This is a genomic window from Streptomyces pacificus (assembly GCF_011766325.1).
Taxonomy (GTDB): domain Bacteria; phylum Actinomycetota; class Actinomycetes; order Streptomycetales; family Streptomycetaceae; genus Streptomyces; species Streptomyces pacificus.
The window spans coordinates 139,265-154,149 of sequence record NZ_BLLG01000005.1 but is presented as its reverse complement, the minus strand read 5'-3'; the positions used below and the strand labels follow the sequence as shown (position 1 = coordinate 154,149).

The 14,885-nt window shown below is 72.4% G+C and carries 13 protein-coding genes; 7 read left to right on the top strand and 6 right to left on the bottom strand.

All coding sequences use genetic code 11. The features are described from left to right. Positions 1-129 precede the first annotated feature (129 nt). The 5 genes from SCWH03_RS10455 to hutH all read left to right on the top strand — a co-directional run bounded on the left by SCWH03_RS10455 (position 130) and on the right by hutH (position 6,779). Entirely contained in the window at positions 130-1,140 is a 1,011-nt protein-coding gene (locus SCWH03_RS10455) for a biotin--[acetyl-CoA-carboxylase] ligase (protein ID WP_371872648.1), read from the top strand. A 183-nt stretch (positions 1,141-1,323) separates the two neighbouring features. Then, positions 1,324-2,703 (top strand): adenylate/guanylate cyclase domain-containing protein, encoded by a 1,380-nt coding sequence (locus SCWH03_RS10450; protein ID WP_173263901.1) that lies wholly within the window; start codon positions 1,324-1,326, stop codon positions 2,701-2,703. A 43-nt stretch (positions 2,704-2,746) separates the two neighbouring features. Beyond that, a complete protein-coding gene (locus tag SCWH03_RS10445) occupies positions 2,747-3,709 on the top strand; it encodes an enoyl-CoA hydratase/isomerase family protein (protein WP_173263900.1) in 963 nt (320 codons plus the stop codon). 30 nt (positions 3,710-3,739) lie between these two features. Then, positions 3,740-4,873: a GGDEF domain-containing protein gene (locus SCWH03_RS10440; RefSeq protein WP_173263899.1), complete on the top strand. Its 1,134-nt coding sequence runs from the start codon at positions 3,740-3,742 to the stop codon at positions 4,871-4,873. A gap of 334 nt (positions 4,874-5,207) precedes the next feature. Then, positions 5,208-6,779 (top strand): histidine ammonia-lyase, encoded by a 1,572-nt coding sequence (gene hutH, locus SCWH03_RS10435; RefSeq protein WP_173264165.1) that lies wholly within the window; start codon positions 5,208-5,210, stop codon positions 6,777-6,779. Between the two features lie 259 nt (positions 6,780-7,038). Here hutH and SCWH03_RS10430 read toward each other — a convergent pair whose 3' ends face one another. The 6 genes from SCWH03_RS10430 to SCWH03_RS10400 all read right to left on the bottom strand — a co-directional run bounded on the left by SCWH03_RS10430 (position 7,039) and on the right by SCWH03_RS10400 (position 12,935). Next, positions 7,039-8,892 carry a SulP family inorganic anion transporter gene (locus SCWH03_RS10430; RefSeq protein WP_254076697.1) on the bottom strand — a complete coding sequence of 618 codons (1,854 nt, stop codon included), beginning with the start codon at positions 8,890-8,892 and terminating at the stop codon, positions 7,039-7,041. 145 nt (positions 8,893-9,037) lie between these two features. Next, positions 9,038-9,640: a carbonic anhydrase gene (locus SCWH03_RS10425; protein WP_173263897.1), complete on the bottom strand. Its 603-nt coding sequence runs from the start codon at positions 9,638-9,640 to the stop codon at positions 9,038-9,040. 1,034 nt (positions 9,641-10,674) lie between these two features. Continuing rightward, the gene (locus tag SCWH03_RS10415) at positions 10,675-11,217 is read right to left on the bottom strand and encodes an NUDIX hydrolase (protein WP_173263896.1); all 543 of its coding nucleotides are present in this window, start codon (positions 11,215-11,217) and stop codon (positions 10,675-10,677) included. 5 nt (positions 11,218-11,222) lie between these two features. Beyond that, positions 11,223-12,344 carry an adenosylhomocysteinase gene (locus SCWH03_RS10410; RefSeq protein WP_173263895.1) on the bottom strand — a complete coding sequence of 374 codons (1,122 nt, stop codon included), beginning with the start codon at positions 12,342-12,344 and terminating at the stop codon, positions 11,223-11,225. 130 nt (positions 12,345-12,474) lie between these two features. Further along, the gene (locus SCWH03_RS10405; protein ID WP_371872659.1) at positions 12,475-12,750 is read right to left on the bottom strand and encodes an ATP-binding protein; all 276 of its coding nucleotides are present in this window, start codon (positions 12,748-12,750) and stop codon (positions 12,475-12,477) included. A 26-nt stretch (positions 12,751-12,776) separates the two neighbouring features. Next, a complete protein-coding gene (locus tag SCWH03_RS10400) occupies positions 12,777-12,935 on the bottom strand; it encodes a hypothetical protein (protein WP_173263794.1) in 159 nt (52 codons plus the stop codon). A 154-nt stretch (positions 12,936-13,089) separates the two neighbouring features. Here SCWH03_RS10400 and SCWH03_RS10395 point away from each other — a divergent pair, with 154 nt between their 5' ends. Continuing rightward, positions 13,090-14,193 (top strand): helix-turn-helix domain-containing protein, encoded by a 1,104-nt coding sequence (locus tag SCWH03_RS10395; protein WP_173264163.1) that lies wholly within the window; start codon positions 13,090-13,092, stop codon positions 14,191-14,193. A 14-nt stretch (positions 14,194-14,207) separates the two neighbouring features. After that, entirely contained in the window at positions 14,208-14,876 is a 669-nt protein-coding gene (locus SCWH03_RS10390) for a YdcF family protein (protein ID WP_173263894.1), read from the top strand. Positions 14,877-14,885 lie beyond the last annotated feature (9 nt).

Genomic DNA, 14,885 nt, shown 5'->3' with positions numbered 1-14,885 from the left:
GTAGCGTATCGGCGCGGATACCGTTCGGCAGTGCGGCGTTGGCCACACCCCGCAGTCCTTGCGCACCCGGCACGACACGGTCTCCCCGCGGTTCGCCCGGTGCGGACGGGACGGGTAAAGCTGTGCGGCATGAGGCCTCACGACACCCCAGACAGTCCCCTCGGCGATCACGGCAGTGCCGGCAGTGCTTCCGGCGATCGGGCCACTCCCGGTACTCCCGGTACTCCCGGTACTCCCGGCACTCCCCGTGGTCCCCGCAGCCCTCGGGGTCCCCTCGGCGATCACGCGAACCCGGGCGGTCCCTCCGGCGGGCGCTGGTCCGATCTCGACCGCCCGCCGCTGAACGCCGCCGCCCTGCGCCGCGCCTTGATCCGCCCCGGCGGGCTGTGGACCTCGCTCGACGTCGTCGACCGAGTCGGCTCCACCAACTCCGAGCTGGTGGAGCGGGCTCCGGGACTCGGCGAGGGGGCCGTGCTCGTCGCCGAGGAGCAGACGTCCGGCCGCGGCCGCCTCGACCGCAGCTGGACCGCCCCCCCGCGCTCCGGGCTCTTCCTCTCCGTCCTGCTGAAGCCCGGCGTACCCGTGGCCCGCTGGGGATGGCTGCCGCTGCTGACCGGTGTCGCAGCGGCGACCGGTCTGGCCAGGGCGGCCGGCGCCGACTTCGCGCTGAAGTGGCCGAACGACCTGATGGTGAAGGTCGGCGGGGAGGAGCGGAAGGCCGGGGGGATCCTCGCCGAGCGGGTGGGCAACGACGGCGTCGTCATCGGCGTCGGGGTCAACGTGACCCTGCGCGAGGACGAGCTCCCCGTCCCGCAGGCGGGCTCCCTGGCCCTCGCGAACGCCGTCTCCACCGACCGCGACCCCCTGCTGCGGGCGCTGCTGCGCTCCCTGGAGGACTGGTACGGCGTCTGGCGGGCGGCGAACGGCGACGCCCACGCCTCGCGGCTGCAGGAGACCTACGCGGCCGGCTGCTCGACCCTGGGCCTCACGGTCCGCGCCGAGCTCCCCGGCGACCGGAGCCTGGTCGGCGAGGCGGTCGCGATCGACGGCGACGGGCGGCTTGTGGTGACCACCCCCGACGGAAAGGACCACCCCATCGGGGCCGGGGACATCGTCCACCTGCGGCCGAACGGCCGGTGACCGGGGGTGCGGCCGCCCTGCGTGATCCACCGGACACCCCGGAGCAGCCGCGCCACCAGGACGTGAGCCAGGGCACACCTGCCGTATCGTTGAGGCCGCGCCGGGGTTCCCGCGGGTGCACGCGGACCGGCAGGCACGACAGATCGGCAGGGCAGTGCGCAGGGATCGGGCAGGAGGCGGCCGGTGACCGTCGACGACAGCGCCTCCGGCGCGGACGCCCCCGGCGGGGACTTCCCGGGCGGGAGCGCACGGGGGACGGAGCCCTCCGGCGGGGGCTCGCCCGACCGGGCTGACTTCCCCGCCCGGGCCGACTCCTCGGGCGGGGGCTCGTCCGCCCGGGCCGATTCCTCGGGCGGCGCCGACCCCTCGGGGGCTGACGCCTCCCCCTCCCCTTCCTCTGCTTCCTCTGCTTCCTCTGCTTCCACGCCCTCCTCTGGCGGCGGACCGGGCCGGAGGCAGACGTCCGACACCTACCCGACGCCGCACCACGAGGTGGACCACACAGCCGAACCGACCAAGGACCCGCTGGCCATCCGGCTGGAACAGCTGATTCTCGGCGCGGAGCGCCGCTACACCCCCTTCCAGGCGGCCCGCACCGCCGGGGTTTCGATGGACCTCGCGTCCCGCTTCTGGCGGGCCATGGGTTTCGCCGACATCGGCCAGACCAAGGCCCTGACCGAGGCCGATGTGCTGGCGCTGCGCCGTCTGGCCGGCCTGGTCGAGGCCGGGCTGCTGAGCGAGCCGATGGCGGTCCAGGTGGCGCGGTCCACCGGTCAGACCACCGCGCGGCTCGCCGAGTGGCAGATCGACTCCTTCCTGGAAGGCCTCACCGAGCCGCCCGAACCGGGCATGACCCGGACGGAGGTCACCTATCCCCTGGTCGAGCTGCTGCTGCCGGAGCTGGAGGAGTTCCTCGTCTATGTATGGCGCCGCCAGCTCGCGGCCGCCACCGGCAGGGTCGTGCAGGCCGCGGACGACGAGGAGATGGTCGACCGGCGGCTCGCGGTCGGCTTCGCCGATCTGGTCGGCTTCACCCGGCTGACCAGGCGCCTGGAGGAGGAGGAGCTGGGTGAGCTGGTGGAGGCGTTCGAGACCACCTGCGCCGACCTGGTCGCCGCGCACGGCGGACGGCTGATCAAGACCCTGGGCGACGAGGTGCTGTTCGCGGCGGACGACGCGGGAACGGCCGCGGAGATCGCGATGCGGCTGATCGAGACACTTGCGAACGACGAGACGATGCCCGCGCTGCGGGTCGGCATCTCCTTCGGGACGGTCACGACCCGGATGGGAGACGTGTTCGGTACGACGGTGAACCTGGCGAGCAGGCTGACCTCGATAGCACCGAAGGACGCCGTCCTGGTGGACGGGGCGTTCGCGAAGGAGCTGGCGCGCACCGGAGACGCGCCCGTGTCGGAGGCCGAGGCCGCGGAGGCGGCGGCCGCCGCCGAGAAGGAGGGCGAGGAGCCTCTGTCGTACCGCTTCGCACTGCAGCCCATGTGGCAGCGGCCGGTACGCGGGCTCGGCGTGGTGGAGCCCTGGCTGCTGACGCGCCGCCCGGCTTAGGATTCCCGCCGGTGAACCATCGTTGCCCGGGAGGTCGTCGGTCATGTCCGAGGTCAGGTCGCAGGTCGGGTCCGAGCACGTACCGGAGGCCGGTTCGCAGGCCGGTTCGCAGGCCGGGTCAGGCACGGCGTCGGAGGCCGGGTCCGGCACGGCGTCGGAGGCCGGCTCCGAGAGGGTGCGGGAAGCCGGGTCCGAGAGGGTGCAGGGGAGCCCGGCCGAGCAGCGCTTCGGGGAGTTCGTCGCGGTACGCCGCCATGAGACCGGGTACGTCGCCGAGCTGGTGCTCGACCGGCCCAAGGCCATGAACGCGGTCTCCACGGAGATGGCCCGCTCCCTCGCCGCCGCCTGCGCCACCCTGGCGGCGGACCGCTCGGTCAGGGTGACCGTGGTGACCTCGTCGAACGACCGGGCCTTCTGCGTCGGCGCCGACCTCAAGGAGCGCAACTCCTTCACGGACGCGGAACTGGTCCGGCAGCGGCCGACCGCCCGCGCCGCGTACACCGGGGTGCTGGAACTGCCGATGCCGACGATCGCCGCGGTGCACGGCTTCGCCCTCGGTGGCGGGTTCGAACTGGCGCTGTCCTGCGATGTGATCGTGGCCGATGCGACGGCCGTGGTCGGGTTGCCCGAGGTGTCCGTCGGCGTGATCCCGGGCGGCGGGGGTACGCAGCTGCTGCCGCGGCGCGTGGGGGCCGCACGGGCGGCCGAGCTGGTCTTCACGGCCCGGCGTGTGGCGGCCTCCGAGGCAAGGGAGTTGGGCCTGGTGGACGAACTCGCCGACGACGCGCGTCCCGCGGCCCTCGCCCTGGCCGCCCGGATGGCCGCGAACTCCCCGGTCGGCCTGCGGGCCGCGAAGCGGGCGCTGCGGCTCGGCCAGGGCCTGGACCTGCGGGCCGGGCTCGAGGTCGAGGACGCCGCCTGGCGCTCGGTGGCGTTCTCCGGGGACCGGGCGGAGGGCGTCGCGGCCTTCAACGAGAAGCGGAAGCCGGAGTGGCCCGGCGAGTGAAACGCCCGCGGAAATCCCTAAGCTGGGGTGATGGGTGAGGATGTCCGGCTGCGGGCCGTTGTGTCGCTCGCGCAGGCCATAGCGGCCGCACGTACACCGCGGGAGCTGTGGCGGGGCGCGGCGGAGGCCGCGTGCGACGCGCTGAGCGGGAGCTTCGGCGCGCTGTCCGTCTGGGAGCGGGACCGGGGCCGGCTGAAGGTGCTCGTGAACGCCGGGGCTCGCGCACCGGACGAAGAGGAGTTCCCCGACGGCGAGACGTATCCGGTGCACCGCTTCCCCGAGATCACCGAGTTCCTGCACGAGCAGTGGGCCGGGGGCGGGGCACCGCGCGCCTGGGTGGAGACGGCCGACGGCCCGGCGGAGGGCGAGCACGGCTACAGCCACCAGCGGGTCGACGCGCTACGGCGGCGCGGACGCGGCTGCTGCGTCGTCGCGCCGATCGTGCTGCACGGCCGGGCCTGGGGCGAGCTGTACGTGGCCCGGCCCGCGGATGAGCCCGTGTTCGACCGGGACGACGCCGACTTCGCGACCGTACTGGCCCAGGTCGTGGCAGCCGGAATCGCCCAGCAGGAGCGGCTCGAGGAGGTCCGCAGGCTCGCGTTCACCGATCCGCTGACCGGGCTCGCCAACCGGCGGGCCGTGGACGTCCGCCTCGACGAGGTGCTGGAGCGGCACCGGGCGGACGGCTCGGTGGTGTCCCTGGTGGTGTGCGACCTCAACGGCCTCAAGCGGGTCAACGACACCCACGGCCATGCGGCGGGGGACCGGCTGCTGGAGCGCTTCGGCTCGGTGCTGTCGCTGTGCGGCGCGATGCTGCCGGGGGCGCTGGCCGCCCGGCTCGGGGGCGACGAGTTCTGCCTGCTCACCGCGGGGCCGTCGGCCGACGACGTCGTCAAGGTCGCCGAGGAGCTCTGCGAGCGGGCGGGCGGGCTGAAGCTGGGGGAGGGGGTGGCCTGCGGTGTCGCTTCGACGGGCGATCCGATCGGCGCGGTGCGCTCCGCCCGCAGGCTGTTCCGGCTCGCGGATGCCGCGCAGTACCGCGCGAAGGCCGCCCGGGCGACGGGGCCGGTGGTCGCGGGACGGGACGACGCGGTCCTCCCGCTCGCGGACACCCCTCCGCCGTCACCGCAGGACCGCCGCCGCTTCCGCGACGCCCGCGGCTGAGCCGGTGCGGCGATCGTGCGGTGTGGCGATCGAGTGGTGCCGCGGCCTCCGCGCAGGTTCGCGGCGCTGTGGGTGCATCCCGGTGCAGGTGCAGGTGCAGGTGCAGGTGCAGGTGCCTGGGCCGGTCCTGGCCGCGTCGGCGTCGTCCCGCCGTCCGCTGTCCGCCGTGTGCCGTCTGCCGTCCGTCGCCTCCGTCCCTCGCGCCGCCCTCCCCTCCGTCCCCCGCCATCGCCTCGGGCATCGCCGTCGCCGTCGTCCGTCCGGCACTCCGCCGATCGCAGCCGTCCACCCCGTGACAGAGAGAGATTCAATCCGTAGGGTGCTGAATATGGATATGCACACTGTCGTGGTGGGGACGTCCGGGACCACCGCCGAAGACGTCATCGCCGTGGCCCGCGGCAACGCCCGGATCGAGCTCTCCGGTGAAGCGGTCTCCGCGCTCGCCGCAGCGCGCGCGATCGTGGACGCCCTCGCAGCGAAGCCCGAGCCGGTGTACGGGGTCTCGACCGGGTTCGGTGCCCTGGCGAGCCGGCACATCGGCCACGACCTGCGCACCCAGCTCCAGCGCAACATCGTCCGCTCGCACGCTGCCGGCATGGGCCCCCGGGTCGAGCGGGAGGTCGTCCGCGCGCTGATGTTCCTCCGGCTGAAGACGGTGGCCTCCGGACACACCGGCGTACGCCCCGAGGTCGCGCAGACCATGGCGGACGTCCTCAACGCCGGAATCACACCCGTCGTGCACGAATACGGCTCCCTCGGCTGCTCCGGAGACCTCGCGCCGCTGTCGCACTGCGCCCTGACGCTGATGGGGGAGGGCGACGCCGAAGGCCCCGACGGCACCCTCCGCCCCGCCGGCGAACTCCTCGCAGCCCACGGCATCAAGCCGGTCGAACTGCACGAGAAGGAGGGCCTCGCCCTCCTCAACGGCACCGACGGCATGCTCGGCATGCTGATCATGGCTCTCGACGACCTGCGCAGGCTCTACACCTCCGCCGACATCACCGCCGCCCTCACCCTGGAAGGGCTGCTCGGCACCGACACCGTGCTCGCACCCGACCTGCACGCCATCCGCCCCCACCCGGGACAGGCCGCCTCCGCCGCCAACATGCGCGCCGTCCTGCACGGCTCCGAGCTGACCGGCCACTACCAGGAGGAGGAGGCTCCCCGAGTCCAGGACGCGTACTCGGTGCGCTGCGCACCGCAGGTCGCCGGTGCCGGCCGGGACACCCTCGCCCACGCCGCACTCGTCGCCGAACGCGAACTCGCCGCCGCCATCGACAATCCGGTGGTGCTGCCCGGAGGCACCTCCGAGGCCGCAGGTTCCGAAGGGGGCAGGGTCGAGTCCAACGGCAACTTCCACGGCGCACCCGTCGCATACGTGCTCGACTTCCTCGCCATCGCCGCCGCCGACCTCGGCTCCATCGCCGAGCGCCGCACCGACCGGCTGCTTGACAAGAACCGCTCCCACGGCCTGCCGCCCTTCCTCGCCGACGACGCGGGCGTGGACTCCGGCCTGATGATCGCCCAGTACACGCAGGCGGCGCTCGTCAGCGAGATGAAGCGGCTCGCCGTACCGGCCTCCGCCGACTCCATCCCTTCCTCCGCCATGCAGGAAGACCATGTCTCCATGGGCTGGTCGGCTGCGCGCAAACTGCGTACCGCCGTCGACAACCTGGCCCGGATCATCGGCGTCGAGCTGTACGCGGCGACCCGCGCGATCGGCCTGCGCCGGGGGCTCACTCCCGCCCCCGCCTCCCGGGCGGCCATAGCGGCCCTGCGCGCGGCGGGCGCGGACGGCCCCGGACCGGACCGTTTCCTCGCTCCGGAACTGGCGGCCGCCGAGGCGTTCGTCCGGGACGGGCGGCTGATCGAGGCCGTACAGCCGGTGACCGGTCCGCTGGCGTAGGGCGAAACGCGCCACGGGATGTCCCCCGACCGGTCGCGCCCGTGTCGCCTCGCCGAGCCATGGTGTTCTGCCGCGTCCATGTCGCGCCGCTCGGCCGCGCCATGCGTGCCGTCCGGCCGTGCCGTCCGGCCCTGGGCCAGACCTCTCCGCCCGTCCATGCCGCCCGGCCGCGTTTCCGCGCTGATGATCCACCGCTGATCCGCTGGTGATCCACCGACGGACGGGGCCCGGCCGGCCGCGCGGGCGGGTGCGGGCGGTCTCACTCGGAGGGGCGCTCAGACCGGATGCGGGTGCCCACTGCCCTCTCGGCCCCCTCGGCCACCCGCCTGAGTGGGCGGGTGCCGCGGGCCTGTCCGTCCCGGGTGCTCAGCGCCGAGGCGAACCGGTGTCCCTGAGCCGTGTCGTGCGTGGGGCGGGCGGCCGCCGTGCGCACCGGAACCGGCCCGGGAGCGCCGGCCGGCGGTCGGCACCGGGCCGGCGAGACGCCGGGCACCGCACCGGAGCGGGGCGCGGCAGGCGCCCCGCCGGGTCCGGCGGTCGGTGGCCCGTGGTGTGCCGGGTCCGTCTCCACCGGCCTGTGCTCCGGCGGGTCCGTCTCCACCGGCCCGTACTCCGGCAGGCTCACTTCCACCGGCCTGTGCTCCGGCGGGTTCGTCTCCACCGGCCCGTACTCCGGCAGGCTCACCTCCACCCGCCCGGTGCCGGTCCTGCGGCGCTGCCCGACCCAGTCCTCCACCTGGCTGCGGCAGGCGAGGTCGAGGTGGGAGGCACCGCTGAGGTCCACATGGACACGGGGCTCGGCGGCCACCGACTCCAGGGCGTCGATCAGGCGGGGCAGCCGCAGGAAGGTCGCGTTGCCGCTCAGCGCCAGGCGGGTGACGCCGTCCGCGGAGGAGATCCGGATCGTCATCCGGGACATCCGTACGGCCGCCAGGACGATGGCGGCGGCCAGGCCCGCGAGCACGCCCTCCAGGAGGTTGGAGACGACGATCGCCACCGTGGTGATCACCATGACGACTCCCTCGCCGCGGTCGGTCCGCCACATCCGGGGGAAGGCCCCGGGGTCGAAGAGCTTCCAGCCGGCGTGGACGAGCACCCCGGCGAGCACCGCCACGGGGATGAGGCCCAGCAACCCGGGGAGCAGCAGCCCGAACGCCAGCAGCCAGCCGCCGTGCACCACCCGCGAGACCTTGGTCCTCGCGCCGGCCTGCACATTGGCCGAACTCCGGGCGATCACCGCGGTGATGGGCAGCGAGCCCAGCAGCCCGCACAGGGAGTTTCCGATGCCCTGCGAGACCAGCTCGGCGTTGTACCGGGTACGGGGACCGCTGTGCATCCGGTCGACGGCCGCCGCGCTGAACAGCGTCTCCGCCGAGGCGATGACGGCGAAGGTGACGGCGGTGGCGAGCACCCCGATGTCGAGGAGCCCGGCGAAGTCCCCCGGACCCGGAACCGTGACCGCGTCGCGCAGATCGCCGAAGGAGACGCGTTGGACGTCGAATCCCGGGAAGGCCGCCACGACCGTGCCGATCACCACCACGGCCAGCGGCGCGGGCACCTTGCCGACCGGGCCGGGGACCTTCCGCCAGGCGAAGCACAGGGCGACCGCGAGGACCCCGAGCAGGAGCGCGGCGCTGCGGTGCGGCTCGGCGAGCGTGCGGCCGAGGAGGTCGGGGAGGCCCGCGAGGTTCCCCAGGGCCGATCCGGTCTGCGCGGAGTCCGCCAGGGCGTATGTCTGACTCAGTATCAGCGGAAGGCCGATTCCGGCGAGCATGCCCTGGACGACGGCGAGCGAGATGGACTGGAAGGCACGTCCCATCCGCAGTGCCCCGAGCAGCACCTGGAGCAGGCCCGCGGCCAGGACGACCGGCCCCAGCAGGGCGATCCCGTGCTCGCCGACGAACTCCAGTACGAGGGCCGCGAGTCCGGCCGCCGGACCGCTGACCTGGATGCTGCTGCCGGGCAGGAGTCCGACGACCAGTCCGCCGACGATCCCGGAGACGATGCCCAGGGCCACGGGCACCCCTGAGGCCACCGCGATGCCGATGCACAGGGGCACGGCGACCAGGAAGACCACGAGCGAGGCGAGGAGGTCGGTACCGAGCGAGGACATGCCGCCGCCGGCCGGTGCGGAGGGCCGCGGGGCCCGGTACGCGTGGCGCGGCGGCTGTTTCCGTGAGAGGGAGAGCGTTGACACGATGGTCCTTTCGCGCGCACCGCTGGCCGGTGCGCGCCGGGAAGGGCGTGGGGGCGCGGTTTCAGCGGCGGCGGGGGTCGCCGAACACCGCGGTGATCTCCTTCACCTCGCCGGTGTCGACGCGGTAGTACCAGGCATGCAGTCCGAGGCGGCCCGCGGCGACCGCGCGCTCGATCTGCGGGTAGCCGCGCAGCGCCTCGACCTGGGCCGCGACATGGCACTGGACGTGGGCCTCCAGCTCGGCGTCGTCGGGTGCGGCGCCGCGCAGGGACGACAGCGCGGGGCGGGAGGATTCGAGCCAGGTGGCGACGCTGGGCAGTGTGCTCAGGTCCTCGCCCCTGGCCAGGGCGGCCACCGCGCCGCAGTGCGAGTGGCCGCAGACGATGACGTCGCGCACCCGCAGCACGTCGACCGCGTACTCGATGGTGGCGGCCTCCGCGCACCTCGCCTCGGCCGTGTAGGAGGGGACGACGTGGCCGGCGGTGCGCAGCTCGAAGAGTTCGCCCGGATGCGCGTCGGTGATGAGGCACGGCACCACGCGGGAGTCGGAGCAGGTGATGAACAGCGCGGCGGGAGCCTGGCCGGCGGCGAGACTGCGGTAGTAGCCCCGGTCGCGGACGATCCGCTGGCGGAAGGACCGGGCGCGTTCGAGCAGGTCGTTCACTGGTGGTTCTCCTGTGCGACGGGCGCCCCGGGCGGGCGCCGTTGGCGAGAAGCCTGCAAGGGAGGTATGAGCCGGGTGTGAGCCGGCGATGAGAGAGGCCTCACGGACGGCGTGGGAGCCGTCCCGGCGGAGTGCCAGCGGAGTGCGGCGGGCGTTGCCGGGCCGGAACCGGGCGCGGGTCGCCGGCGCGCCGGGCGTGGTGACCGGCGTCGTCACAGCCGTTTCCCGGGGGGCATTCCGTTCCGGATCATGGTCGCCGCGCAGCATCACCCGGTCCATCAGCACGGGGCCGCGGGCGGTGTCTCCCGTGGCCTCTCGTGTGCCCGCCGGGCCGGTGCCCGGGGGGTGGGCTCCCGTGCGCTTGGAGACCCCACGGGAGCCCACGGCGCCCTATGCGGGGTGCAGCGGCGTACGAGCAGGATGCCGCTGCCGTGCGGCAGAGGCACGTCGTTGGTCTGTCGGCACGGGCGGTGCAGGTCCTTGTTGAAGTTCCCCCGTGCTGGTGCTCCGGTGGCTCCGGGGCGAAGCACTGCGCATAGCCGACCGACTCGACCCCGACCCGCAGCGTTCGGCATGGGTACAACCGACCATGCGAGCGGCAACCGTGCCCGCCCCGGACTGCCCCACGGAACGCCGCGAGTGGGCTGCCGACCCGGACGAGCAACGGGAGGCGCGCGAGCACCCGCGAGTTCCTCCAGCGTCATCCAGGTGGCGTGGCCGTGGGGGTCGGCTCCGCAGGCGAGCTTGTAGCCGACCTGGTAGTAGCGCTGAGCCGCGCCTTCCTGGCCGAGGTCGTGGTGATTCCATCCTGTTGTCGCCGCAGAGACCGTGTCCCATGCAGGCCCTGTCGCTTTGGGAGGTGGCGGCCGCTCCGGCCCGCGTCTCGTAGAGACGGTCCATCGTGTCGCTTTCCATGGCAACGATCACCGTGTCAAGTGACGAAGGTCACTCTTGGCGGCCTGTCGCTGGGCGGGCTGGGAGGCCGCCCCCGAGCGCGTCGGGGGTCGCAGGCGCAGGGGCGACCGGTCTTGGGGTCAACGCAGTGCCTGGGCGACGCGCTGACGCAACCTCTCGCCGTGGAGGGCGCCGACCGTTCGCCAGGCAGCGTCGGAGACTTCTTCGGCCTGGAGTTCGCCAATGTCGGCGGTGGTGCGGAAGAGGAAGCGGAAGTCGAAGTGCTGGTGGGCGGGCTCACCCTTGGCGGGGTTGGCGTCGATGGGGTGGATGTCGACGTGAAGCGGAGTCTCACCGTGCGGGGTGACGACGTGGGGCGGGATGCCGGTCTCCTCTGCGAGTTCGCGCTCGGCGGCCTGCAGGAGCGTCTCGTCCGAGGGCTCCAGATGACCGCCGGGCAAAAGCCACTTCTGGGTCACGTTGTGGAGAATATGCAGGATGCGGCCGTCGGGGCCGACGAGGATCGCCCCTGCGGTGACGTGGCCGGGCAGGGTCTTGCGGTTGGTGAGGTCGTCGCCGTCGTCCAGGAGGCCGAGGAAGACGCCGAGTTCGCGCTTGTCCTCGGGGTGTTCGTCAAGGTAGGCGGCGATGGTGGTGCGGATGTGGTTGGCCGTGATGGTCATGGTGATCACCTGTTGAAGTAGGAGAGCCAGGTCGCCGCGATGGCTTCGCGGTCGGGTGCGGGGACCTCATGGATGCCGGGGGCGAGGTCGCCGCGGGTGAGCATCCTGATCGCGGCGAGGATCTCGGCCTGGACCAGGAAGATGAACGGCCCAACGCTGGCGCCGTGGATGAAGTTGACGGCGTTGCCGCCGTTCGCCAGATAGAAGTAGTGGCCGGTGGTCTGGTAGCGGGTGACGTGGTCGCCGACCTGGGTGCGGGTGTAGACGTCGGGGAGTCCGGCGATGTCGAGTTCGTCCTCGCTGCTGGTGACGGTGGCGACGTAGGCGCCATTACGAAGGTGGGAGAAGTCCTCGCCGCGCAGGGAGACGGCGCCGGTCGCGCAGAGGACCAGGCCGGCGCCGGTCAGGGCGGCTTCGCGGTCGCGGGCGACGGTGAAGCCCTGGGAGAGTGCCTGGGTGCGGCGGACGGGGTCGATGTCGAAGACGGTGACCTGGACGCCCTTGCCGTGCAGGAGGCGGGCGATCGAGGAGCCGAGTTTGCCGAAGCCGATCACCAGGGCGGGGCGGCCGTGGAGGATGTCGCCGCGATCGCGCATGACGGCCTCGGTGGAGAAGACGACGGATTGGCCGACGAGGAAGTCCTCGGGGTCCTTCAGTGGTGAGCGGGCGACGGAGACAACGGGGCAGGGCAGTTTGTCGAGGTCCTGGTAGCGGCGGTGCCCGTTCTCGGTGTCCTCGATCACCCCGGCGAGCTGGCCGGTGAAGCGGTTGTGGACGTCGGCGAGGCTGGGGGCGAAGTAGCCGCCGACGTCCAGCAGAGTGACCGTCTGGTCGGCGGCACGGGATTCGAGGTAGTCCAGAGCGTCGTCGGCCTGGGCGAACATTTCGCGGGTGAGGGTGTCGACCATGTGCGTCTGCTCGACCTCGCGCTTCGCGGCCGGGTGGACGGACTTCGGCTTGGGCAGCACCGCGGTGAGCCGGGTCATCGCGGCGACCGCGCGGACGAACGCGGGACGCTCGGCCAGCAGATGCGTGATGAGGAACGACACCGTCTGCTCACCCGGCGCGAACTGGGCGGCGATCCGAGCAAAGTAGGCGTCCAGCCGGGCGCGTTCGAAGGTTTCCATGGCATTTCCCTCTCATCGTTCCGTCCGGGGGCCGTGCGAGAAGATGCGGGTTCAGCGGTTGCGGGAGCGTCCGAACAGCAGCTGGTCGGCTGCCAGCGCTGCGTCCAGGTAGGCGTCGACCTTGGCGGCGTCAGCGGACTGCGGCAGGGGGTCCAGCCCGAGTAGGAGGCCCCCAGCCGCCGACGAGCGCGTTCACCGGGGTCAGCCCGCGTCCGGAGGTGTCCGTGCCGGCGGCCTGCCGGGCTTCCGGGTGCTGGCGGCGGCTGTCGTGCACTTCCAGGCGTACGACAGCCTCGTCGGCGTCGAGCTTGACCAGGAAGCCGTGTCCGGGGGCAGTCCCGTGGACCAGGGCGTTGGTGGCGAGTTCGGAGACGCAGAGCCGGACGTCCTCGGCGCGGTCCGGCAGACCCCAGTCGGCCAGGGCCTCAGAGGTTAAGGACCGTGCCTGGCCAACTGCAGTTCGTGGCTGCGACAGTACTCGGCGAGCGAGGCGACGAGCGCGTCCTTCCGCGCTTGGGAGACCCGCACCAGCCGCAGGAAGCCGTAGACGACCGGGCCGCTGACCGGGCGATGCTCCGTGAGGGGTTCCATGCTCAGGACCGTCCAAAAGACTCGACAAGTGATGACGCTCTGATCGTGGCGTCCGGCCAACTCCCGGACAATCACCGGTTGTTCTACTTCCGTTCTACTTCCGTCCCGCCGGCTGCACGGATCTGCTTCGATGACCGATGGAAGGGAGCGACGCGTGGCGACCGTGCACCACTGGACCGGCCTGGAGGCCAAGGCCCTGCGGCTCGCCCTGCGACTGAGCGTGCGGGCCTTCGCCCAGCAACTCGGCCTGGCCGTCGCGACCGTGTCCAAGTGGGAGAGCAAGCTCGCCGAAACCGAGCCCAGACCTGACACCCAGGCCATCCTCGACACCGCCCTCGGCCGCGCGGACGCCGCTGTCCACCTGCGATTCGAAACGCTCCTGTCCGAGATGACCAGCCCGGTGCAGAACGCCGGCCGACGCCGCGTCACCGCCTGCGGCCCCCGGACCTGGGAGTACGAGTCCTGGGCCGACGACCTGGACCGCGTCGTGGTCGCCCTGTCCCGGCAGAACTTCGCCTTCGCCGACAGCCTCCTCACCCGGTGGCTGAGCCGGTTCAAGGTCCCCGAGCTGGACGAGAAGGGCCTGTATCTCTTCGCCCGCTCCACCGCCCTGCTCGGCGACCTCAAGCGAAACCAGGGCGTTGTCCTGGGCCCAATGTCCGCCCAGCACTCCTATGCCGGCGCCCGCGCGGTCTTCACCCAGCTCGACATCCCCCGCCGCGTCGCCCAGCTCGACCTGTCCCTCGCCGTCATCACCGAGATGTCCGGGAAGCTGGAGATCGCCGCCCGCCACTACGAGACCCTCGCCGTCGATGACCGGCTCTCCCGCCGCGACCGGGCCCGCGCGAGGCTGTGGGTGGGGACCGCGCTGAGCAAGGACGGCCAGCACGACTATGCGACCCGCGTCATGCAGGCGGCGACCCGCGACTTCGAGGACCTCACCGAACCGGATGACTGGTCGGTGGCCCACCAGAAGCTCGCCCTCGCCCGCCGCGGCGCCGGCGACCTACGCAAGGCCCTGCACTTCATCGACATCGCCCGCAGCAGCGTGACGACCGACTCACCGATGCAGCGTGTGCGACGGGACACCGCTCATGGCCACATCCTGCTCTCCGATGCGGCGACTCGGGATGATGGACTCCTCGTCCTCGACCAGGCCGCCCAGGTGGCCGCGCAGTACGGACTTGTGCACCAACTGCGCAGTATCGAGGGCATCAAGGCCATGAGCGAGGGGCCGGTCGGCCCCCGGCAACGGTGACCAGGGAGAAACGCGTGAGCAACGACCAGCAGGGCATCACCGAGGACCAGTGGCGCCAGGCCAAGCTGATCTGGGACTACCACCAGATGCAGCACGAGTTGCGGCCCGTCGACGTGGCGATCGGGCTCGGCAGCCACGACCTCGGCGTCGCGGCCCACTCCGCCGAGCTGTACCGCTCCGGGCTCTTCCCGACCCTGGTGTTCACCGGCGGCAACAGTCCCACCACCGCCAAGGTCTTCCCGCGCGGGGAGGCCGTCCACTTCCGCGAGCACGCCATCGACCTCGGCGTCCCCGCCGAGGCGATCCTGCTGGAACCGAACGCGGGCAACACCGGACAGAACATCAACCTCTCGCGTGAGGTCCTCGTCGCCGCAGGCATCACCCCGGCGTCGGTGCTGCTGGTCTCCAAGCCCTATATGGAAAGGCGGTCGTTCGCGACCGCCCGGAAGCTGTGGCCCGACGTCGAGATCCTGTGTGCGTCGGAGCCGCTGGAGTTTGACGACTATCTGAAGTCCATCGGCGACGAGAAACTCGTCCTGGACATGCTCGTCGGCGACCTCCAGCGGGTCATCGAGTATCCGAAGCTCGGATTCGCCATCGAGCAACAGGTCCCGGAGGACGTGCATGCCGCGTACGGATCCCTCTTCCACGACGGCTTCACCAGCCGCCTCATCAACCCCTGACCTACCCGA